Annotated in this window: 26 protein-coding genes; 9 read left to right on the forward strand and 17 right to left on the reverse strand. The window is 60.8% G+C overall.

All coding sequences use genetic code 11. From position 1 onward, the window contains the following. Positions 1-28 precede the first annotated feature (28 nt). Genes fabG through CD351_RS11215 form a run of 4 tightly spaced genes read right to left on the reverse strand, consistent with a single transcriptional unit; the run spans position 29 to position 3,012 of the window. Positions 29-781 (reverse strand): 3-oxoacyl-[acyl-carrier-protein] reductase, encoded by a 753-nt coding sequence (gene fabG / locus CD351_RS11200; protein WP_111992721.1) that lies wholly within the window; start codon positions 779-781, stop codon positions 29-31. A gap of 10 nt (positions 782-791) precedes the next feature. Beyond that, complete coding sequence (locus tag CD351_RS11205; RefSeq protein ID WP_199797870.1) at positions 792-1,220, reverse strand: GNAT family N-acetyltransferase; 429 nt, start codon at positions 1,218-1,220, stop codon at positions 792-794. Beyond that, positions 1,217-2,152, reverse strand: a complete 936-nt coding sequence (gene fabD, locus CD351_RS11210; RefSeq protein WP_111992722.1) for an ACP S-malonyltransferase — start codon at positions 2,150-2,152, stop codon at positions 1,217-1,219. The genes CD351_RS11205 and fabD overlap by 4 nt, the downstream gene beginning before the upstream one ends. A gap of 29 nt (positions 2,153-2,181) precedes the next feature. After that, positions 2,182-3,012: an LD-carboxypeptidase gene (locus CD351_RS11215; RefSeq protein WP_111992723.1), complete on the reverse strand. Its 831-nt coding sequence runs from the start codon at positions 3,010-3,012 to the stop codon at positions 2,182-2,184. A 55-nt stretch (positions 3,013-3,067) separates the two neighbouring features. On the opposite strand from CD351_RS11215, the gene CD351_RS11220 reads away from it, so the two are divergent. Continuing rightward, on the forward strand, positions 3,068-4,504 hold the full coding sequence (locus tag CD351_RS11220) for a Mur ligase family protein (protein WP_111992724.1): 1,437 nt from the start codon (positions 3,068-3,070) through the stop codon (positions 4,502-4,504). After that, a complete protein-coding gene (locus CD351_RS11225; protein WP_111992725.1) occupies positions 4,501-4,785 on the forward strand; it encodes a hypothetical protein in 285 nt (94 codons plus the stop codon). Before CD351_RS11220 ends, CD351_RS11225 begins: the two co-directional genes overlap by 4 nt. On the opposite strand, the gene CD351_RS11230 is transcribed toward CD351_RS11225, so the two are convergent. Then, positions 4,786-5,430, reverse strand: coding sequence for a glutathione S-transferase family protein (locus CD351_RS11230; protein WP_111992726.1), 645 nt, complete (start codon positions 5,428-5,430; stop codon positions 4,786-4,788). After that, complete coding sequence (locus CD351_RS11235; protein ID WP_111992727.1) at positions 5,430-6,371, reverse strand: DUF808 domain-containing protein; 942 nt, start codon at positions 6,369-6,371, stop codon at positions 5,430-5,432. The genes CD351_RS11230 and CD351_RS11235 overlap by 1 nt, the downstream gene beginning before the upstream one ends. 198 nt (positions 6,372-6,569) lie before the next feature. On the opposite strand from CD351_RS11235, the gene rpsF reads away from it, so the two are divergent. The 6 genes from rpsF (at position 6,570) to CD351_RS11265 (ending at position 11,509) form a co-directional block, all read left to right on the forward strand. Then, positions 6,570-6,935 (forward strand): 30S ribosomal protein S6, encoded by a 366-nt coding sequence (gene rpsF / locus CD351_RS11240; protein ID WP_111993725.1) that lies wholly within the window; start codon positions 6,570-6,572, stop codon positions 6,933-6,935. Continuing rightward, on the forward strand, positions 6,935-7,159 hold the full coding sequence (gene rpsR, locus CD351_RS11245; protein ID WP_007164455.1) for a 30S ribosomal protein S18: 225 nt from the start codon (positions 6,935-6,937) through the stop codon (positions 7,157-7,159). The genes rpsF and rpsR overlap by 1 nt, the downstream gene beginning before the upstream one ends. A 14-nt stretch (positions 7,160-7,173) precedes the next feature. After that, positions 7,174-7,848, forward strand: a complete 675-nt coding sequence (gene rplI, locus CD351_RS11250; RefSeq protein ID WP_111992728.1) for a 50S ribosomal protein L9 — start codon at positions 7,174-7,176, stop codon at positions 7,846-7,848. A gap of 119 nt (positions 7,849-7,967) precedes the next feature. Beyond that, complete coding sequence (locus tag CD351_RS11255; protein ID WP_111992729.1) at positions 7,968-9,416, forward strand: AMP nucleosidase; 1,449 nt, start codon at positions 7,968-7,970, stop codon at positions 9,414-9,416. A 159-nt stretch (positions 9,417-9,575) separates the two neighbouring features. Further along, positions 9,576-9,839 carry a hypothetical protein gene (locus tag CD351_RS11260; protein WP_162627702.1) on the forward strand — a complete coding sequence of 88 codons (264 nt, stop codon included), beginning with the start codon at positions 9,576-9,578 and terminating at the stop codon, positions 9,837-9,839. Next, positions 9,836-11,509 (forward strand): methyl-accepting chemotaxis protein, encoded by a 1,674-nt coding sequence (locus tag CD351_RS11265; protein WP_111992731.1) that lies wholly within the window; start codon positions 9,836-9,838, stop codon positions 11,507-11,509. The genes CD351_RS11260 and CD351_RS11265 overlap by 4 nt, the downstream gene beginning before the upstream one ends. Here CD351_RS11265 and CD351_RS11270 read toward each other — a convergent pair. From CD351_RS11270 to CD351_RS11320, 11 genes are all read right to left on the reverse strand, one after another. Then, positions 11,506-12,114, reverse strand: coding sequence for a YbjN domain-containing protein (locus CD351_RS11270; RefSeq protein ID WP_162627703.1), 609 nt, complete (start codon positions 12,112-12,114; stop codon positions 11,506-11,508). The two genes, CD351_RS11265 and CD351_RS11270, sit on opposite strands and share 4 nt — an antisense overlap. 28 nt (positions 12,115-12,142) lie before the next feature. Beyond that, complete coding sequence (gene rimK / locus CD351_RS11275; RefSeq protein ID WP_111992733.1) at positions 12,143-13,048, reverse strand: 30S ribosomal protein S6--L-glutamate ligase; 906 nt, start codon at positions 13,046-13,048, stop codon at positions 12,143-12,145. Between the two features lie 34 nt (positions 13,049-13,082). Beyond that, on the reverse strand, positions 13,083-13,532 hold the full coding sequence (locus CD351_RS11280; protein WP_111992734.1) for a RimK/LysX family protein: 450 nt from the start codon (positions 13,530-13,532) through the stop codon (positions 13,083-13,085). Then, positions 13,529-14,542, reverse strand: a complete 1,014-nt coding sequence (locus CD351_RS11285) for a YncE family protein (protein WP_111992735.1) — start codon at positions 14,540-14,542, stop codon at positions 13,529-13,531. Before CD351_RS11285 ends, CD351_RS11280 begins: the two co-directional genes overlap by 4 nt. Beyond that, complete coding sequence (locus CD351_RS11290; protein WP_111992736.1) at positions 14,539-16,413, reverse strand: M2 family metallopeptidase; 1,875 nt, start codon at positions 16,411-16,413, stop codon at positions 14,539-14,541. Before CD351_RS11290 ends, CD351_RS11285 begins: the two co-directional genes overlap by 4 nt. 78 nt (positions 16,414-16,491) lie before the next feature. After that, a complete protein-coding gene (locus CD351_RS11295; RefSeq protein ID WP_111992737.1) occupies positions 16,492-17,013 on the reverse strand; it encodes a hypothetical protein in 522 nt (173 codons plus the stop codon). Then, positions 17,010-17,765, reverse strand: a complete 756-nt coding sequence (locus CD351_RS11300) for an alpha/beta fold hydrolase (protein WP_111992738.1) — start codon at positions 17,763-17,765, stop codon at positions 17,010-17,012. The genes CD351_RS11295 and CD351_RS11300 overlap by 4 nt, the downstream gene beginning before the upstream one ends. After that, a complete protein-coding gene (locus CD351_RS11305) occupies positions 17,758-18,405 on the reverse strand; it encodes a hypothetical protein (RefSeq protein ID WP_162627704.1) in 648 nt (215 codons plus the stop codon). The genes CD351_RS11300 and CD351_RS11305 overlap by 8 nt, the downstream gene beginning before the upstream one ends. 29 nt (positions 18,406-18,434) lie before the next feature. Then, positions 18,435-19,085 carry a 2-hydroxychromene-2-carboxylate isomerase gene (locus tag CD351_RS11310; RefSeq protein ID WP_111992740.1) on the reverse strand — a complete coding sequence of 217 codons (651 nt, stop codon included), beginning with the start codon at positions 19,083-19,085 and terminating at the stop codon, positions 18,435-18,437. Between the two features lie 19 nt (positions 19,086-19,104). Then, a complete protein-coding gene (locus CD351_RS11315; protein ID WP_111992741.1) occupies positions 19,105-19,653 on the reverse strand; it encodes an aspartate-semialdehyde dehydrogenase in 549 nt (182 codons plus the stop codon). Positions 19,654-19,657: 4 nt separating this feature from the next. Next, on the reverse strand, positions 19,658-20,683 hold the full coding sequence (locus tag CD351_RS11320) for an aspartate-semialdehyde dehydrogenase (RefSeq protein ID WP_111992742.1): 1,026 nt from the start codon (positions 20,681-20,683) through the stop codon (positions 19,658-19,660). Positions 20,684-20,754: 71 nt separating this feature from the next. Between CD351_RS11320 and CD351_RS11325 the strand changes: the two genes are divergently transcribed. After that, entirely contained in the window at positions 20,755-21,618 is an 864-nt protein-coding gene (locus CD351_RS11325; RefSeq protein ID WP_111992743.1) for an alpha/beta fold hydrolase, read from the forward strand. The last annotated feature ends 1 nt before the right edge of the window (position 21,619 follow it).

Here is a 21,619-nt window from a genome sequence, read left to right on the forward strand (position 1 = left end):
ATTCGCTTGGGGATAAGGGGGCAAATCCTTATCCCACCATCGCCATTCCGCCGTTCACGTGCAGTGTCTCGCCCGTAATGTATCCAGCCTCGCGGCTTGCAAGGAAGCTCACCGCTGCGCCGATATCATCGCCTGCGCCCATTTTGCCCATCGGGATGCGCGCATTGATCGTCTCGGTCTGCTTTTCGTCGAGAGCGGTGGTCATCGCGGTGCGGATGAAACCGGGGGCGACGCAGTTGGCGGTGATGCCGCGGCTTGCGACTTCCTGAGCGAAGCTTTTGGTCATGCCGGTCAGGCCTGCCTTGGCAGCGCAATAATTCATCTGACCCGGATTGCCCGTGTGGCCGACGACGCTGGTGATGTTGATGATACGGCCAAAGCGCGCCTTCATCATGGGCCGAGCGCTGGCGCGCATCAGGCGAAACGCCGCTTCGAGGTTGACCGAGATGACCTGGTCCCAGTCATCGTCCTTCATCCGCATGGCAAGGCCATCGCGCGTGATGCCTGCATTGTTCACAAGGATGTCGATCCCGCCCAGCGTATCGAGCGTTGCGGGGATCAGTTCCTCGACCTGTTCGGTGTTCGACAGATCGCAGGTGATCTCGACGTGCTCGCCGCCATGCTCTTCGTGTAGCTGCTCGCGAAAGGCGCGCAGCTTCTGGCCGTTCGAGCCGGACAGCGCCACCCGCGCGCCCTGCTTTGCCAGCGCAATCGCAATTGCCGAACCGATGCCGCCGCTTGCGCCGGTGACCAGCGCATTCATTCCATCAAGCCTAAACATATCTCTCTCCTCACCGGTTGAGGTAGTAAATCACCGCATCCTCACGCGTGTGGCCAAAGCTTTCATAAAGGCCGCGCGCGGGCACGTTATCGATTTCAGTACCCAACCAAATCTCTTCAATGCCTTCAGCATCGGCGCGTTCGAACAGCTTTTCGATCAAGGCGCGCGCAATGCCTTTCCGTCGCCAATCGTCGCCTGTGCCGATCTCGTCAAGGAACAGTTCGGTCGGTTTGTCGGGATGGTCGTGGATGACCGCCATGAGCATGCCCACCACCTGCCCATCTTGAACCGCGACCGCCATCCAGTTGGCAGGCCCTGCAAGATACCGAGCGAGCCGGTCCGGATCGATGTCATGGTCGAATGTGCCAGGCGCGACGCGCGTGAGCAGATGCGCGTTTTCCCGGGTGATCCAGTGGATGGTGAATTCCGGCGTGCTCAAAGCGTCTTGGCGAACCCCTCCAGGTCTTCCATCGTGATCAGGCTGTCAGTCGCCGCTTCCTTGTCGATGCGGCCGATCATGGGACCAAGCACCTTGCCGCCCAGTTCGACGAAGCGTTCGACCCCGTCGGCGCGCATGGCGATGACGCTTTCACGCCAGCGCACTCGGCCTGTGACCTGCTCGACCAGAAGTGCGCGCTCTTCCTCCGGGTCCGAAACCTTGGCCGCAGTGACATTGGCGTAAACTGGAAGCGCGAGCGCACCCGGAGGCGTCTCGGCGAGCGCTTGCGCCATGCGGTCGGCAGCGGGCTGCATCAGCGAACAGTGGAACGGTGCGGAAACCGGCAGCGCGATGCCGCGCTTGATGCCGTGGTCCTTGGCCATCGCGATGGCGCGGTCGATGGCGCTCTTGTGGCCGGAGATCACGACCTGCGTTGGATCGTTGTCGTTCGCGACTTCGCACACGTCCTGTTCCGATGCGGCGGCGGCAAGCGCAGCGGCCTTCTCGACGTCTGCGCCGAGCAAAGCGGCCATCCCGCCCTCACCCACGGGCACGGCTTCCTGCATCGCGCTTCCGCGCAGTTTTAACAGGCGTGCAGTGGTAGCAAGATCGAAAGCCCCGACACCGCAAAGCGCGCTGTATTCGCCGAGCGAGTGCCCCGCGACGCAGGAGCCGGTTTCTGTAAGCTTCACGCCGAATTCGTTCTCAAGCACGCGCAGGGTCGCAATCGCGTTGGCCATGATCGCAGGCTGTGCGTTTTCGGTGAGGGTCAGCTGATCTTCCGGCCCGTCGCGCATGATCGCCGATAGCTTCATGCCCAGCGCATCATCGACCTCTTCGAAAACCGCTCGCGCGGCAGCGCTTGCAGCGGCGAGATCGGTGCCCATGCCAACCTTCTGGCTACCCTGGCCCGGAAAAACGAATGCAATCATTGTGATTATCCCTTGTTTGTCCCGCGCCGCTAGCCAGCCGACGCTGGACCCGCAAGTCCGAAGGGCACAACCCTGTTGGCAGCCGTATGTCCGATCTCGGCGCGGCCAAGGTAAGGCACGCCCATTCGGTCGCACCAGTATTTCGCGATTTCTTCCTCGCTCTGCCCGAAATCGACGTAGTTTTCGGGCACGGCGGTGACTGCCCCCAGCCTGATCCCGGCAATCCTCGGCAGGCTGCCAGCAAGTGCGAAGAACATGCGGTCGATGGCGTAGAGGTGTTCTGCGACCTCCTCGACCATGACGACGTGGCCGGTGAGGTCAGGCATGGCAGGCGTCTTTGCGAGCATGGCCAGCGTGATGAGATTGAAGGCGGCTGCGGGTGTGACCCCGTCCAGGCTCGGCTCCAGCCCGGAATTGTCCCCGCCAAACCAGCGCAAGACCCGCCGAACCGCCTCGCGCCCCGTTTCGGAGCGGGCGCTGACCGGCATCGAGCCGTGCGCGCACTGACCGATCCCCGCCTTGTACAGCGCGCCGAGCAGGTAGCCGCAGTCGGAAAAGCCCACATAGGTCTTTTGCCGCGCGCTCGCATTCATTTGAGCGACGGCGGCTTCGGCGATGCGGTTGGAGCCGTAGCCACCCTTGGCAAACCACACGGCGTCGAACTGGGGATCATTCGCGCAATCAAGCAGCGCGGTGAGCCGCATGAGGTCATCGCCTGCAAAGTGGCCTTGCTCGGCGAAGCATTGTTCGTGGAATGTAACCCGCACACCGGGAAATTCATCTGCGACCAGTTGCCTCAATGCATCGGCGTGGTCGCGGGTGATCGGCGTTGCGGGCGCGCAAATGGCGATATTCGTCATGGGCTGAGCCTATGGCGCTTGTCAGTCACCTTGCAAGCCCATAACCATAACCATCATGGATCGCGACCCCCAATTACTCGACGCTGATGCGCCGGATGCGCACCCCCTGTTTTTCTGTGGGATCGGTGGATCGGGCATGCTCCCGCTTGCGCAGATTGCGCATGGGCTTGGCCTCGAAGTCGCTGGCTCCGACCGTTCGTACGATCAGGGCCGCACGCCCGAAAAGTTCGCTTGGCTCGCTGACAATGGTTTCACCCTGTTCCCGCAGGACGGGAGCGGCATCACATCGCCTGCGCAGATCCTGATCGCTTCTGCCGCAGTAGAGGACACCGTGCCCGAGGTCCGCCGTGCCAAAGAGCTTGGCTGTGAGCGGATGAGCCGTGCTGAGTTGCTCTCCAACCTGTTCAACCGTGCCGAGCATTCGGTCGCTGTCGGCGGCACTTCGGGCAAATCGACCGTCACCGGAATGATCGCGTGGATCATGGCCGAAGCCGGGCGCGACCCCACGGTCATGAACGGCGCGGTGATGAAGAACTTTGCCGATGCCTCCAATCCCTTCGCCTCGGCACGGATGGGGTCGGGCAGGAGCTTTGTCAGCGAAGTCGACGAAAGCGACGGATCAATCGCGCTTTATCGGCCCAGCGTCGGGGTGCTTCTGAACGTCAGTCTCGACCACAAGAGCATCGAGGAACTGCGCCAGCTTTTCGGCGATTATGTCGCGGTGTCCGACCGGGCCGTGGTCAATTTCGACAACGAGGAAGCCCGTTTCCTGGCTGAGCGCGCAAAGGACGTGGTGAGCTTCGCTGTGAACGACCAGAGCGCGGATATCACGGTAGAACCGGAATCGATCGAACAGGACGCATTGGGCATCAGGGCGGCCGTGATCGACAATCGCACGCGCGAGGTTTTTCCCCTGATCCTGCCGATGCCGGGCCTCCACAACCTGTCAAACGCGCTCGCAGCCATCGCTGCGGCGAGCGCATCGGGGATAGAGGTGCGTTCGGCTGTCTACGTGCTCAAGGATTTCGCAGGCCTTGCGAGGCGTTTCGACGTGGTCGGGACGAACGCCTCTGGCATAACGGTGATCGACGATTTCGGTCACAATCCCGAGAAATGCGCGGCCACCCTGCGCACGCTCAAGGCGACCGGGGGGCGCGTGATCGCGTTCTTCCAGCCGCACGGTTACGGACCGCTCAAGCAGATGCGACACGAACTCGCCGAGACCTTCGCGACCGAACTTGGCGCCGACGACATCACTATCATGTGCGACCCGGTCTATTTCGGCGGCACGGTCGACCGCAGCGAAGGGACCGAACGGATCGTCGCGTTGATTGAAGAGCGTGGCGGCACGGCGGAGCATGTTGCCAAACGCGAAGCCTGCGGCGACCGGATTGTCGAACTCGCCAAGCCCGGCGACCGCATCGTCATCATGGGCGCACGCGACGACACGCTCAGCGCCTTTGCGCGCAGCGTGTTCGAGCGGATCGCATGAACAGCATCTACCTACAAGCGCGCCAGCACGCATGGTTCATGGCCGGTGCGCTTGTGCTTTCAGTGCTTTTCGTGATGCTGGTCGAGCGAAATTTCGGCCATTCTAGCATCGCATTCGGTATCGCAATTGTCGGCCTCGTATTCGCCAACCGACGAATGCTCAGCTACAATTGCCCGACCTGCGGCAAGAACCTGTTCTTTCGCGGCATGTTCGCGGTTCCGTGGCCGAAAAAGACTTGCGGAAAATGCGGGACGCAGCTCGCCCCGCCTTCCGAAGACTGATCAGGCCGATATCGCTTTCAGCCCTTCCTCTTCACGCGCCACCGCGCGCTGATAGGCGGGTCTCGCCGTCAATCTCTCGCGATAGGTCTTGAGGCTTTCCGGCACGCGCTCGTCTAGCCCGACCTTGCCTGCAAGGACCAGCGCATAGCCAACGCATATGTCGGCCACCGTAAAGCGATCCGCGCACAGATAGTCGCGCCCCTCCAGCCTGCGCTCGACCTTGACCAGACGCTTCTCGAACCACTTGGCGTAGGCGAGGCCGGCATCGCCCCACCCTTTCGCCTTCTCGAAGATGGCGAAGCGCATATAGACCGTCTGCGGGAAGGTGATCGTTGCATCGGCGTGGTAGGTGTAGTCGAGATATTCGGCATAGTCCGCTTCGCCCGGTGCGATCACGAGATCGCTCGAACCGCTCGTCACCGCCAGATAGTGTGCAATGGCACAGCTCTCGGTCATCTGCGCGTCGCCATCCACCAGCATCGGAACCGTGCCGAGCGGATTGATGTCGAGATATTCCGGCGCGAGGTGGCGCGGCGGGAATGGCAGGACCTTGAGGTCCAGATCGACCCCCGCCTCCTCTGCCGCCCACGTGGCGCGAAGACCCCTCGAACCGGCACAGGTGTAAAGCGTCAGTCCGCCGGCCATCAGTGAGCGCCCTCGTACCCGATAACCTTGTGCAGCACGATCGCGATCACGAAACCCAGAGCCAGTCCGAATACTGCCGAAACCGCGGCATATGTGACCCATCCGGCCACGCCGGACATCGCGGACAGCGCGCCGGCTGCCGCATATTCTGCGCCATGTGCAATGTCGTAGAACAGGTCGAAGCCGATCTCGTGCGTACCGTGGATGATAATCCCGCCACCAACCCACAGCATCGCGATGGTTCCGATAAACGAAAGCGCGATGAGCAGGTTTGGCACAAAAGCGACAAGCCCTTCACCGAAACTGCGAGTCGCGGCGCTGTCCGATCTGGTGAGCGAAAGCCCGATATCGTCCAGCTTCACGATAATCGCGACGGCACCGTAAACCACTACGGTCACCGCCACCGCAACCAGTCCAAGCGCCAGCCCGCGTTCCCACCAGGTCGGCAAATCGAGCTCGTTGAGAACAATCGCCATGATTTCGGCGGAGAGAATAAGGTCGGTGCGCACCGCGCCTGCCACGCGCTGCTTTTCGAATTCGACCGGGTCCTCGATCACGTCCTCGACGGTCTTGCCGTGCTTGTCGCCGCCGAGCTTCTCCATCACCTTTTCAGCGCCTTCGTAACAAAGGAAAGCGCCGCCCAACATCAGGATGTAGATGATGAGCCATGGCAGAAATTCAGACAACAGGATCGCGCCCGGAAGCAGGATGATCAGCTTGTTGAACAGGCTGCCCTTGGTGATCTTCCAGATGATCGGCAATTCACGCGCGGGCGACAGTCCCGTGACGTAGCTTGGCGTTACCGCCGCATCGTCGATCACCACTCCTGCGGTCTTGGAGCCTGCCTTGCTGGCTGCGACCGTGATGTCGTCGGCTGAAGCAGCCGCAGCGCGCGCAATAACCGCGACGTCGTCGAGCAAAGCGACCAGACCTGATGGCATTCATGTTCCCCTTTATCTATGCCTACCCCAACTGCCGCTTGGCCCCGCTGTTCCCGGCGCACAAGACTTGCATTACCGGCGAAAACCGTTATGTGCGCGCAACCGCTTCTTCCGGGAGGCGGCGTTAAAGAAAGCCGGAGGGGCCCCGCAATGGTGCGGACAAGCCAGCGATCGGCATTGCAATTGAAGGAACGCGAGATGGCTCTTTACGAGCATATCTTCCTCGCGCGTCAGGACCTTTCACAGGCCCAGGTTGACGCGCTGGCGGCCACGGCGACCGAAATCGTCGAAGCGAACGAAGGCAAGGTCACAAAGACCGAAACCTGGGGCCTCAAGTCCCTCGCCTACAAGATCGACCGCAACCGCAAGGCGCATTTCGTCATGCTCAACATTGACGCACCGGGTTCGGTCGTCGCCGAGCTCGAGCGCCAGACCCGTATCAATGAAGACGTCATCCGCTACATGACCATCCGTGTCGAAGAGCACGAAGAAGGTCCCAGCGTAATGATGCGCAAGAACGAGCGCGACAAGAAGCGCCGTTCAGACCGTGAGGAGCGCGACTGATGGCCCGCCCGTTTTTCCGCCGCCGCAAGTCCTGCCCGTTCAGCGGCAAGGACGCCCCCAAGATCGATTACAAGGACGTGCGCCTGCTTCAGGGCTTCATGTCCGAGCGTGGCAAGATCGTGCCTTCGCGCATCACCGCCGTTTCTGCAAAGAAGCAGCGTGAGCTGGCCAAAGCCATCAAGCGCGCGCGTCACATCGGCCTGCTGCCGTACATCGTGAAGTAGAGGAGACAAGAGACATGGATATCATTCTCCTCGAACGTATCGAGAAGCTCGGCACGATCGGCGATGTCGTCACCGTCAAGGATGGCTATGCCCGCAACTTCCTTCTCCCGCAGAAGAAAGCCCTGCGCGCGAACGAAGCCAACAAGGCCGTGTTCGAAGCCAACCGTGAGCGTCTTGAACAAGAGAACGCCGAAAAGCGCAGCGAAGCTGAAAAGCTTGGCGAAAAGGTTGCAGGTGCAGAGGTTATCCTCATCCGTGCCGCTTCCAACGCCGGTCAGCTTTACGGTTCGGTCAACGTTCGCGACATGGTCGCTGGCCTTACTGAGAAGGGTCACGACATCGACAAAAAGCAGGTCATCATGGGCGCACCCATCAAGACCATCGGCATGCATGACGTAACCGTCGCCCTCCACCCTGAGGTGCACGTGATCGTCAAGGCAAACGTCGCCCGTTCGGACGACGAAGCTGAGCTTCAGTCGCAGGGCGTCGACGTTCTTGCCCAGCTGTTCGAAGAAGAGCAGCGCGAGATCGAAGAAGCTGCTGCCGATACGCGCATCGACAACGCTGGCCTGGAACCGGGTGAAATCCCCGAGGAGCTTTTCGAAGACGGTGTCTCCAAGCCGGAAGACGTGACCGAAACCGAAGCTCTGATCGAAGCGACGGACCACAAGGCCGAAGACGAAGCCTAAGCGCTTTCTCTCTTCGAGCGAAAAAGGGCGCGAGGGTCACGATGACCTTCGCGCCCTTTTTGTAAAAGGCCTGCAAAGGTCCTAAATTAAGAGACAAGAACAACAACGAGGACATTTGAATGACCCCAATCCCCACTATCCTGAAACAACTGCAACAGCACTTTGACGACGCCGTCGCCACCCTTCGCGCCGACGTTATCGCTTTTGGCCAGAACGGCACCATCCCTCCGCAGCGAAAGCGCGAAGATGGAAGCTACGCCTATCCTCAGCTGACCTTGCATTATTCAGGTGTGGGCGATCCCCAGGATCGCAGCCGCGCATTTGGCCGGCTGGAATTGCCCGGGACATACACCACGACGATCACCCGGCCCGATCTGTTCGGCCCTTACCTTGCCGAACAGCTGGAACTGATTTCAGCGGAATACGAAATTGACCTGACCGTCAGCCGCTCGCGTCAGGAAATTCCCTTTCCTTATGTGCTAGACGGTGATGCGGGCGCTGCGATGCAGGGCACCCCGCCCTATGAAATAGCTCAGTATTTTCCATCGACCGACCTCTCGCTGATCGGTGACGAGCTGGCCGACGGGATCGAGTTCGATGACAATGCTGATATGCCGCTATCGCTGTTCGATGGTCTGCGCACCGATTATTCGCTCGCCCGTCTCGCCCACTATACCGGCACCAAGGTCGAGGATTTTCAGGATTTCATCCTGTTCACGAACTACCATCGCTATGTCGATGAATTCGTGAACTGGGGCGCGCAGCAGATCTGCGACAACGACGATGGCAGCGGCTACGTCGCGCTGAAAGGCGCGGCCGGTCTCGATATCTCGCAGCGCACCGACAACGCGCAAGGTCAGCTTAACGACACGGCATGGCGCAAGCACCAGATGCCAGCCTATCACCTCATTCGCGAGGACGGCAAAGGGATCACGCTGGTCAATATCGGCGTCGGCCCCTCCAACGCGAAGACGATTTGCGACCACCTCGCCGTGCTTCGCCCGCACGCATGGATGATGATTGGCCACTGCGGCGGTGTTCGCTCCAGTCAGAAGATCGGCGATTTCGTACTGGCTCACGCATATCTGCGCGACGATCACGTGCTCGACAACGTGCTGCCGCCTGAAATTCCGATCCCGCCGATTGCCGAAGTCCAGCTGGCGCTCGCAGGGGCGGCAGAAGCGGTTTCGGGCGTTCAGGGCGCCAACATCAAGGAGCGTATGCGCACAGGGACGGTCGTCACCACCGACGATCGCAACTGGGAATTGCACTACGCATCGAGCGCCAAGCGCTTCTCGCAAAGCCGCGCTATCGCGGTCGAAATGGAAAGCGCGACGATTGCAGCGCAGGGTTACCGCTTCCGCGTCCCTTACGGCACGCTTCTGTGCGTGTCGGACAAGCCGCTGCATGGCGAGATCAAGCTGCCGGGACAGGCGAACAAGTTCTACGAGGAAGCTATTGCCGCGCACCTGCAGATCGGCCTTGAAGCGGCGGCACGGCTCCGCGACGAGGGCGACCGCCTGCACAGTCGCAAGCTGCGCGCGTTCAACGAACCGCCCTTCCGGTAAAGCCCCTAAGGGTCATTCCGCTGCGGTCATATACGTGGTGAACCGGGGAAGATGCGCTAACCAAAATTGGCGATATCCCCGGCCATGCCTGTTCATTCTTCGCATGGAAACGGTCGGTTCGAGCAAGCCCTAATTGCGGTCCTTGTGATCGCGCTCTGTGTGACAGCGCTGGCCTTTGTCGCCCTGCCGCGTAGTGGCGATCCCGTTGCTCTGGTGCCATTGAATGCCGAGGCCGCTCGCAGGCTTCCGCAATTGATCAAGGCACCCGAGACGCTGCTGCTCGCACATGGCACACTCGAAGGCTCCTTGATCGTTCAGGGGGGGACACCCGGCTTCTTGGAGGTCCTGAGAAGCCACGGCGTCCTCGCCATCAATGCGACCGCACCGGGCTGCGGTCCTGCGAAAGCGGGAGTGACCCCATGAACGCGCTTCCGGAGATGAGCGCGCTTGCCATGCCTGACTTGCCGGCCGCCACGGGCTCGGGTGAACCCGCCAGCGTCTTCGAGCTTCTGGCAAGGGACGCGGTGCAAGGTCGGGTGCCCCCGCCGAAACGGTCTCATTCACCCGGCGAGGAAACCGCGTCCGAAATCATCGAGGGACTACGCCGCAAAGGCGTATTGCTGATAGCAATTGCCAGCGCAGGTGTGCTCATGGCTCTTGCGCTAATGGCGGTTGTGCACGGCGAACATGCCCGCAACGCAGCCATCGCCAGCGCCTTGGTGGCCCTGATACCGATATGGGCGACGGTCAAGGCACGCACGGATGAAACGGTGCGCGTGCTGATGGGGCTGGTTGCCGCTTTGCAGCCCGCATTGCTCGTCTACGCCACGCAGAACAGCATATGGCAGCTCGACACGCATCTCTTCGTCTTGCTCGCACTGGGACTGCTAGTACCCCTGTGCGATACGCGCGCGGTGCTGGCGGCGAGCGCTTTGGGCGCTTTTCACCATCTGACGCTCGCTTTTGTGAGCCCTCAAACAGCGTTCGCAGGCGCTGGTGGTGTTCTCGCAATTGCCCTTCACATTGCGGGCTTTATCCTGACAGCAGGCCTTTTGGGCTGGGTCACGTCACGCCTCACAATGACGATTGAACGGATCGCCAGTCTTGAGTTGGAGGCAAAAGATCACACCGCGCAAGTGGATGGGTTGCGAAGCAAATTGTCCGCTGCGCACGACCGACTGGAGGAGGAGCGCAAGGCGAATACTCACAAATACGAGCAGCTTGGCGCCTCGCACCGCCGGACAAATCAGCGGATCGCGACTGATTTCGAACAATCCATCAGCGCCGTCACCCATTCGGTAGCAGGCACCGTGACCATGCTGGAGAGCAGCGCGCGTCACTTGAAAACCATTGCCCAGGAAGCTGGCGAGGAAGCGACGAACGTGGCGAGTTGCGCCGAAGGGGCGAGCCGCGCTGCCAATGTCGTTGCAGCAGGCCTTGCAGAGCTGTCTATGGCCATCAGCGAAATCTCGGCTCTTGTTCGCAAGCAAAGCGACCTTTCAATCGAGGCCAACAATCGTTCGGAAAGCGGAGGTCAGGCGATCGGTTCGCTTGCGGACCAGTCTCGCACAATCGGGGAGGCGACCCGCGCAATCGTGCGCATTGCTGAGCGTACCGACCTGCTCTCTCTGAATGCAGCGATTGAAGCTGCCTCGGCAGGCCAATCGGGCCGCGGGTTCAGCATCGTTGCGCAGGAGGTGAAAGCCCTCGCCTCGCAGGCGAGCGAAGCCGCGACACAGATCGACTCATTCCTTCAGGGCGTGCGCGATGGCACACTGAGCGCCGAACGCAGTTTCGCAGGAATTGACGCAGCCGTCTCCGAACTCGGAAAGACCGCCACCGCCATCCTTCACGGCGTCGACAACCAGACCCAATCGGCCGATACGATCGAACAATTCGCAAGGCGCGCCGCTGGCGAGGCAGACCAGATGGTAGAGAGAACCAGAACGCTCGCAAAACGAGCCAGCGCTGCAAGCGAGCTATCCGACCAGTTGGAGCGCGCCGCCGCAGGATTGGCCCAGACGGTGAGGGAGCTGGAGCACTCGACCAGCACCTTCACCGAAGGGCTCGGGGTCGGCCCGCCCTCGGCCTAGCCGTTTTCGAGAGCGATCAGCTCGCGGCTCAGCGTGGTGATATTCTGACCGAACACGACCATCTGAGCGAGCAGATTGCGATAAGTTATCCCGTTGGCGGCGTTGATATATGCCTGCAGCGCAACCATGCCTTGTGGATCGCGCATGACCTTGGCCGTGGGCTGCCGGTCGTTGAAGGCATTGATGAACGCATCGAGCCGCGCAGCGCTGTTCACATTGACGTCGTTGAACAGGGCGATGACCACCAGACCCACGCAGCCATTCTGGTCTTCACACGACCGGGGCACGAGAACGAAGTTGATCCCGCCCTCGGCGCTCGCCCGATAGGTCAAAACCCCTTCCGAAGACTGCTCAACCGTCCACGTTGCACGCAGATCCTGAAGAAGCATCCCCATCAGCTGGTCGTCGAAACGACCAACCCAGTCGGGCCGCGCCGATTGCGCCTGCTGCTGGGCGGGTGCCTGCTGCTGGGCCGGTGCCTGCTGCGCCGCTGCCGGCGTTGAAACAGCGCCGCCAAGCGCCAGCGCGGCAATCGAAGTCGAGATAAGCGAGCGAATAATCATGTCGGCTGGATAGCCAGTTTGCGCTTCTGCGCAAAGGGCCACCGTCCACTTCTTCGGGAGCTGTCGCGAATTAGCCCCTGCCCTTGGTCTTGGTCGCGCCGACCTTGGCATTGGTCTGGATAAAGTCGATGATCTGCCCGGCCACATCCTTGCCTGTGGCGGTCTCGATGCCTTCAAGACCCGGAGACGAGTTCACCTCCATGATAACGGGCCCGTGGTTCGAACGCAGCATGTCGACACCGCACACATGCAGCCCCATGTGCTTTGCTGCCCGAACGGCGGTCGAGCGTTCCTCGGGCGTGATTTTGATGACCTCAGCGCTTCCGCCGCGGTGAAGGTTGGAGCGGAAATCGTCTGCCGCGCCGGTTCGCTTCATCGCTGCGACGACCTTGCCGCCGACAACCAGCGCGCGAATGTCGGTGCCGCCCGCTTCCTTGATGAATTCCTGCACCAGAATGTTGACGTTCGCACCGCGAAACGCCTCGATCACCGACTTTGCGCTCGACATGGTTTCCGCAAGCACGACGCCGATGCCTTGCGTACCTTCGAGCAGCTTGATGACAACCGGCGGACCTTTGACCGCCTTGATGATTTCTTCTGCCGCCTTTGGATCGTTGGCATAGGCGGTGAGAGGCAGACCGAGACCGTATTTGGCGAGGATCTGCATGGAGCGCAGCTTGTCGCGGCTGCGTCCGATCGCAACGCTTTCGTTGAGCGGCCACACCCCGGCCATCTCGAACTGCCGCAACACCGCCAGACCATAATTGGTGATCGATGCCCCGATGCGCGGGATCACTGCGTCATAGCCTGCCAGCGTCTCACCATTATAGGTCAGCGTGGGCCGATGGCTGGCAATGTTCACGGTGCAGCGCGTGGTGTTTAGGATATCGAGTTCGTGACCCCGTTGCTCTGCTGCCTCTTTCAGACGTTTGTGCGAATAGAGATTCGGATTGCGAGCCAGCATGGCAATTTTCATAAAGGGGGTGTTCCTTGGAAAGGCGTGGGCGTGTCTAATTATCAGGGCGAGTGGGCGATTGCAGCCACGAATGTCCGCTATCGACTACAAAGCGTCGTCGCAGGGCCGTCCGCCCGATCAGCATCGGAAACTTCATGTCCGAACGGTCGGCAAGACTGAATTCAGCGCGAAATTCGACTTCACCGATGCGCAACGGAGTCTTGATTACGAACCTGTACTGCGTTTCGCCATTCGAGCTTGTTATGCCCCTCCTGTCAACCTGAACCGCCACGCCCTCGTGAGCGATATCGTCCCAGTCTACGGCAAAGCGCACGAAGGGTTTACCGTCGCGCTCGAACTGCTCGATCACTCGGGCATGGAGCGACGACGTGCGCGCGCCTGTGTCGATCTTCGCCGGAATTCCGGTGAGGCCGATATCAGGCAGGTCGACCAGCTCTCGCCAACCTACCGCAGGCAGCAATTTGCGAGGCGTTTTTCCGGTCACGGCAGGATCGCGAGCCCGTCCCCGCCCTCGCCGCCGGGCAGCCGGCGCAAGACTTCGCCGGTCGCGTAATCGACCTCGGCAACGGTATTGCTTGCCGTTTCAGCGACGTACACCCGCTCGCCATCTTCGGACCACAGGATTGTCACCTGAAAGCGTTGCTGCGCGTTCGCAGCGTCATCAACGGATATCTGCCGTGTGACCTGCGCTGTATCGAGGTCGATCACCGACAGACCGCTATCCATCAGGTCCGATGTGACCGCTACATCGCCCTGAGGCCGTATCGCGAGCCGAAGCGGAAACGCCCCCGTTGCGATCGTGCTGCGGACCTCCATACTCTCCGGATCGAGAGCAAAGGCTTCGTTCGACCCACGCGCCGAAACCCACAGCGTTTCGCCGTCGGGGGTCAAGGCGATCCCTTCCGGTTCCTCACCCACTGTCACCGAAAGCGGGGCGCGGCGGGTCAGCAGGTCCACCCGCGTGACTGTGCGCGATCCCAGATCGGTCGTCCACGCGGTGCGCGCATCGGGAGCGACGACAAGCATGTGACTGCCCTGCTTGCCAGTCGCATATTCGAACAAGTCGGGCATCTGGCTGAGCGGGCTGCGGATCCAGAAGATCGACTGACGCCCTTCGGCGGTCGAGTAGATGTGGCCGTTCTCATGCCAGACGATGCCATGCGGGCGCGCGTTCTCGCCAAGCTCAATGCTGTGCGTGCGCTCAAGCGTGTCCGTGTCGAAAATGTCGATCGTCGTTCCGCCATAGCAGGCGAGAGCGACATGCCGACCATCGGGTGAGGTCGCTAGCTCGTGCGGGTTGGTGCAGCTGTCGTTGCGCAGGACTTCCTCACCGCTGGCAAGATCGACCTTGGTGATCGTGTTGCCGCGCTTTTGCGCCACAAACAAGGTGCCGGTGACATCGGATGCGACCGGTGCGCTCGCCTCCGGCTCCTGCGCCCAAGCACAGGAGGCCAGAAGCGGCGCTATTGCTGCGAAAGCGGCTGCGTATTTCACCAGCCTTCTTCCTGCCCCTCGTTCTGCTCTTCGAGCCACGCCATGAGCGGTGCGAAGTACTCGACCATGGCCGTGCCGTTCATCTGACGCTCTCCGGTGAACGCTTCGAGCGCGTCGGGCCACGGAACGCTTGCGCCGAGTTCGAGCATGGCGTTGAGGTTCTGACCCACTTCTTCATTGCCGTAGAACGAGCAGCGGTGAAGCGGCCCTTCCCAACCGGCCTGATCGCAGGCTGCCTTGAAGAACTGGAACTGAAGCAGGCGCGCAAGGAAGTAGCGCGTGTAGCTGACATTGCCCGGAACGTGGTACTTCGCGCCCGGATCGAAACCGTCGGCAGGACGCTCAACCGGCGGGGTGATGCCCTGATATTCGAGGCGGATATCGGTCCACGCTTTGTTGTAGTCCTCAGGTGCAACGCTGCCGTCGAACAGGCTCCAGCGATAACGGTCGATCAGAAGACCGAAGGGCAGGAACGCGACCTTGTCCATCGCCTGTCGCAGCAACAGGCCGATATCCTTGTCGGCGCTCGGCACCTGATCGGCATCGAGCATGTCGATCTGAACCAGATATTCGGGCGTGATCGAAAGCGCGATCATGTCGCCAATCGCCTCGTGGAAACCGTCATTCGCGCCGGTCAGGTACAGGAAGTCCTTCTCGTTATAGGCGCGCTGATAGTAGTTGTGGCCAAGCTCGTGGTGGATCGTGATGAAGTCGTCCGCGTTCTGCTTGATGCACATCTTGATCCGCAGATCATCGACATTGTCGAGGTTCCACGCAGAAGCATGGCAAACGACTTCGCGGTCGGCAGGCTTGGTGAACTGGCTGCGCTCCCAGAATGTCTGGGGCAGCGGTTCGAAACCCAATGAGGAGAAGAACTGCTCACCCACGCGGGTCATCTCAACCGCATCGAGGTCTTTTTCGACGATCAGGTCGGTGAGGTCATATCCGATATCTCCAGCACCCTCCGGCGCTACAAGCGGATAGATATTGCCCCATTCCTGCGCCCACATATTGCCGAGCAGGTCTGCGCGGATCGGGCCGGTCGCGGGCTGAACGTCATCGCCGTAATGCTCGTTCAACTTGCGGCGGACATAGGTGTGAAGCGCGACGTAAAGCGGCTTCACTTCCTGCCACATACGCTCTGTCTCGGCGGCGAATTCCTCGGGGCTCATGTCATAGCCCGACCGCCACATCGTGCCCAGGTCGTTAAAGCCGAGCTCCGCAGCGCCTTCATTGGCGAGGCTCACATATTGCGCGTAATCCTCGCGCATCGGAGCGCCGACATTGTCGTGCCAGCTGGCCCACATTTCGGCGAGTTCCTCTGGCGAGCGGTCGAGATTGCCCATTTCGGCCTCGATATCAGAACCGCCGATTTCCTCGCCATTCAACGTCCCGCGACCTGCCCCGTAAGCCGCGCGAAGGCGGGTGGCGATGTCAGAAAGCTCCTCTGCCGCGCCATCGCGCGCCGGGGCCGGAAGACCGATCGAATAGCGCAGCATACCAAGCTTGCGCTCAACTTCGGGATCGAGTCCTTCGACGGCGGCATATTTCGCCGCTTCGTTCGCGAAACCCACACTCATCGTGGTCAGCTGCGCCCCGTATTGCGATGCGAGCGCGTTGGAATCGTGGTTGATATACGTGGCGTTCAGCCAAGAGACGTGCGCGTATGGCTGAGAGAACGCGCGCATCTCATCCTCGACGCTGGCGACAAATTGCGCCGCGCCTTCAGGCGTCAGCGGAAACTGAGTGCCAGCGTCCTGCATTTCGGCGCTGTCCTGATGCGCCTCTGCCATTGCGGGGACCGAAGTAGCGGCCAGCGATACGGCCAGTGCAGCGGCCGAAGCCTTGAGCGAAAGTTTGGTGAATTTCATGGTGGAGTGACCCTCTTCTCTAGTCTTTTCCAGTCAATGTCCTCAGGCCAGCGTGATTGCGCGGCTTTGAGGCGATTATCAAGATGCTCTCGACGAAAGGCGTTCCGCCAGAAGCGCGCCGATTACGGCCAATGTCGCCGCTATAAACGCAAACACCTTTACCAGGCGCAACGTCGCGGCAAATCCGGCCAGATCGTCGTCGCCTTGCAATTCCATCAGCTGGATGAACTGCGCAATGGTCTCGCCATAATCGGTGGCGAGAAACAGCACGCCTGCGACAAGGGCAGTCAGGCCGAAAGCCTTGAGCACGATCTGCGAGCGCGAGCGGTAATAATAGCCCGCCAGCACACAGCCGATGCCGTAAATGCCGATGAAGACAAGATCGCCGATCATGGCGATCCGAGCGAGGTCCAGTACGCCTCCCGCGAGCCATTGCTGTTGTATCTCATCGACGCGCGCCGCACTTCCAGCCGCCTGATGATCGAGGATGCCAAGTGTGACATCGCCCCCTGTGATCCCGCTGCTCAGCCAGATAACGATCCCGAAAGCGACGAGCCCGCCGATCCACCAGATCAGGAATGCGCGCCTGGAAACGGTCATGCGGAGAGGAACTCCACCAGAGCCTCGCCAAGCTCGGGCTTGGTCACCGAGTTGAGATGGTTACCCGGAACCTCGTAATAGGTCGCATTGGGAAGCATCGCGGTCAGCTCTTCTGCAGAGCCGTTGTCACCATCCTCATCCCCGCAGATTACGCCGGTGGGCATGGTGATGTTCGCGAGGCGAGCGAGGTCGAAATCGTCCATCGCGTCCAGCAGCAGGCGCGCTGCAACCCGGTCGACCCCCTGCGACTTGAGGAAAGTGCGCGCGGTGTAGGCCGGATCGCCCGGCTTGATCGTGTCAAACTCGTCGATCACCCGTTTGAAGTGAGCCGCGCGCCGCTCCCATTCGGCCAGACCCGCCACGCCCATACCGCAGATCGCCAGCTTGCGCGGCTCGAGAATCCCGTGCGCAACCGCATGGATCGCGGTCCTCGCGCCAAGCGAAAAGCCGACAAGGTCGAACCCGCCCGGCTCCAGCCCCAAATGCTCCACCAGCGCCGCCGCATCGCGCACCAGCACGCCTTTGGGATAACAGGCCGGATCATGCGGCGCATCGCTGTCGCCGTGAACGCGAAAATCCATCATGATCGCTTCAAACCCGGCATCGGCAAGCCGCGTGTGATGGCCCCACTTGGTCCAGTTCATGAAGGCGCTGGAGAACAGGCCGTGCAGAAGCACAACCGGAGGCCCCTCACCCGCTCGGTGGATCGCGAGGCGCGTGCCGTCGAAGCTTTCGAAACTGTCCTCAGCCAAAGATTTTGCTCTCCTGTGTGAATTCCGGACGGCCAAAAATTCGATATCGACTTAAGTGAGGCAGAAAAATGAGTTTAGCGGCGAATGGCGTTGCCCAAGCTGTCGCTGTGACATGCCCCCACCCAACTTCAAACGTGCGCGGGTCAGTGCCTCGGAACCAACCGACCAACCTTTGTTCGAACTGGCCCAATCCGAATGCCACAACTGTTGATGATGTCGTCAGGTTGGCAAGAGTCCAGTCGAGCAGCCCAAAGCCGACCTCCGTCGCTCTCATGCGCTGGTCATGGGCAAGCTCATCCCAACTCGGACTTCTGAAAGGGACCAACTGAAAACTTAGCATGTGGTCCGGCTTGACGTCTCTGAAATGACGCGATTTCATCGCCTGTATCTGAATTTGCAGGGGTGTGAACTGGCTGTTGTCACCCCAAGGTTGATCCAGATAGGCGTTCACAGTCCTATCGGTGTCTTTGTAAATAAGGCGCTTGTCATCGCCCCAATCAAAATCACCGCGACCCCCGCCTGGATTTAGTCCGATAGTTACAAGCTGCGGGTGCCTTCGACTATTCTGGTTGCTGTAAATGTAAGACCAGCCCGATTTGTGGCGTCCGTGAAGATACTCCGCTTCTATATGTGCGCTCACGTCTTGTTCTGTTGCGTCCGCGGGTATGATCACCTTTTCGCCAGCCCCTTCTGCTCCATGCGCCATTTCGCCATGTCGATGCGGTCCTGGCCGAAGAAGGGTTCGCCTTCGAACACCAGCGTGGGCACGCCCCAGTGTCCGGCGGCTTCGAGTGCGTCCTGATTTTCGGCGATTTCGGCATCGAGAGCGGCTGCGTCGCTCAGGACTTCGGCGTCGAGTTCGGCGAGGTTCAACCCTGCCATCTCGGTCGCTTTGGCCAGATGATCGCCTTCGTGCCAATCGTCGACTTCACCGGAGAAGATAATCCGCGACACCTCGTCGGCGAATTCCAGTCCCTTGCCCCGTCGCGTCGCCGCCTGCCCAAGACGGCAGATGCGGTGGATCAGCGGCTGCTCTTTCGCGATCTCTCGCGTTGCCAAGTTCTGCACCACCGGATCAGGACGCGGCCAGCGGAAGGGGATGCCAAGCATCTGCGCGCTGCGCATCGAATCCATCAGGATGTAGCGCGGCGCTGCGGGATTGCCTGTAAACAGGATATCAGGATCGCGGATGGCAATCGGCCACACCGTGCGAAGCGTGATGTCGAGATCGTATTCGCGCGTCATGTCGCGATATCGCCCCACGGCGAGGTAGGAATAGGGCGAGCGGAAGCTGAAGAACAGGTCTGCTTTAAGCGTCATGAAGCCTGCTTAGCGCGCTTCATCGGAAAAAACACTGCGTCCCGGAATATAGCATCGACACCGCATCATCCTCGATAAAGCCGGCCAAGCGGTCGCCAAGCATGAATTCCTCTCCCAGTGTGCTGCCTTCCATCATCGCAAAGCCGGGCATGGCCTCGATCTGCGCGCGAGCGGTGCCAACCGGCAGCCCTTCAACGCCGATCTTTTCGGCAGGCTCGCTAATCAGCCAGCCGACAAAGATGCCGTCCTGATAATTGACCGTCAGCCCGCCGGGATAGGTTGAGCTTTCCATCGGACCCGCTCCGCATTCAGGCATGTCCATCACTTCGCCCGGCTCGCCTATGGCGCGGGCGATCGCTGCCTCGACCTCGCTTTGCCCGGCGGCGAAGAAGAACGCATCGGGGCCTGCAACGAGGCCCTCGGACTTGAGGGTCACCTGACCCGGATCGATGATCTCGGCGACCGCGCCGCCATCGCGCTGCTCAAGCCGTTCGGCAGGCGAGGGCACGCCCGAGTCCCCGCATGCGGCGAGTGCCAGGCTGGAGGCGGCAATAACGAGCGCTCTCATCACCTCAGCCCTTCTTCAGATGACGTCGGCCAAGCAGCTCTGCGATCTGGACCGCATTCAATGCCGCGCCTTTGCGCAAATTGTCCGAGACACACCACAAAGTGATGCCGTTCTCGACCGTCGGATCCTCGCGCACACGGCTGATGAAGGTCGCGCTGTCACCGGCGCTTTCGACCGGCGTGACGTAACCTTCGTCCTCGCGCTTATCGACCAGCATGATGCCGGGCGCCTCGCGCAGGATATCCTGAGCCTGCTCTGCCGAAAGCTCGTTCTCGAACTCGATGTTCACGGCTTCCGAATGGCCCACGAAGACCGGCACGCGCACGCAGGTTGCGTTCAGCTTGATCTTTGGATCGAGGATCTTCTTGGTCTCGACCATCATCTTCCACTCTTCCTTGGTCGAGCCATCGTCGAGGAAGACGTCGATATGCGGGATCACGTTGAAGGCGATCTGCTTGGTGAACTTGGTCGGCTGGACCGGATCGCCCACGAAAATTGCGCGTGATTGTTCGAACAGCTCGTCCATCCCCGCCTTGCCCGCGCCGGAAACCGACTGATAGGTCGAGACCACGACGCGCTTGATCGTCGCCGCCTTGTGCAAGGGAGCGAGCGCCACAACCAGCTGCGCGGTCGAGCAATTGGGATTCGCGATGATGTTGCGCTTGGAGTAATCGTCGATCGCATCGGGGTTCACCTCCGGCACGATCAGCGGCACGTCGGGTTCCATGCGGTAGAGCGAGGAATTGTCGATCACCACGCAGCCCGCAGCCGCCGCTTTGGGCGCGTATTCCTTGGCAGGGCCACTACCGGCGGCGAATAGCGCGATATCCCAGCCCGACCAGTCGAAATGCTCGATATTCTTGCATTTGAGCATCTTGCCGGTGTCGCCGAACTCAACCTCTGATCCCTGGCTGCGCCCGCTGGCGACCGCCGCGATTTCCTCAATCGGGAATTCGCGCTCGGCCAGCACCTGCATCATTTCGCGTCCGACATTGCCCGTCGCGCCGACGATAGCCACCCGGTAACCCAATTCACATTCTCCGATTAAGTTTCTTGCGCCGTGAGGTGGCGACACTATGCCCCATTGGCAAGGGGAAAGACGTGACGCTGACTACGCGAGACTGGCACAACCGGGCCAAGCAATTCCACTTTGACGGGCACAAGATCGCCTATTGGACAGGCGGCGATCCCGAAGCGCGACCGCTGCTGCTGGTGCATGGGTTTCCGACATGCTCGTGGGACTGGGTGCCGGTGTGGGACATGCTGGCGGAGAAACACCATCTGATCGCTTGCGACATGCTGGGGTTCGGCCTGTCTGACAAGCCGCGCTCAGGCTATTCGATCCATCGCCAGACCGATCTTCAGGAAGCGCTTCTGAGCGATCTTGGCGTGGGTGAGTTTGACGCGCTGGTGCACGATTACGGCGTATCGGTCGGACAGGAATTGCTGGCGCGGCAACAGGACGGCTCAGGGGCGAAGGGCCTTGGCACGATGGTGTTTCTCAATGGAGGCATCTTCCCTGACCAGCACCGCCCTCGCCCGATGCAGAAACTCGGCGTTTCGCCATTCGGGTTCCTGCTGGGCCTGCTGATGAGCCGAAAGGGGTTCGGCAAGAGCTTCTCCGAAGTGTTCGGCCCTGACAGCCAGCCGAGCGAAAAGGAGCTCGACGAATTCTGGGAGTTCATCAGCTACAAGGACGGCAACCGCATCACGCACAAGCTTCTCCACTATATCGCCGACCGGGTCGAGCATAAGGAGCGGTGGGAAGCGGCTCTGGTCGCAGCGCAAGGCAAGATCGGCCTCATCAACGGCGCGCTCGACCCGGTTTCGGGCAAGCACGCCTATGACAAGTGGCGCGAAGTGGTGCCGGATGCGAAGGCCCACCTGATCGAGACAGTCGGCCATTACCCGCAGGTCGAAGCGCCTGAGGAAGTGGCCGCCAAGTCGCTGGAGTGGCTCGCCTGAA

Source organism: Erythrobacter sp. KY5 (assembly GCF_003264115.1).
Taxonomy (GTDB): domain Bacteria; phylum Pseudomonadota; class Alphaproteobacteria; order Sphingomonadales; family Sphingomonadaceae; genus Erythrobacter.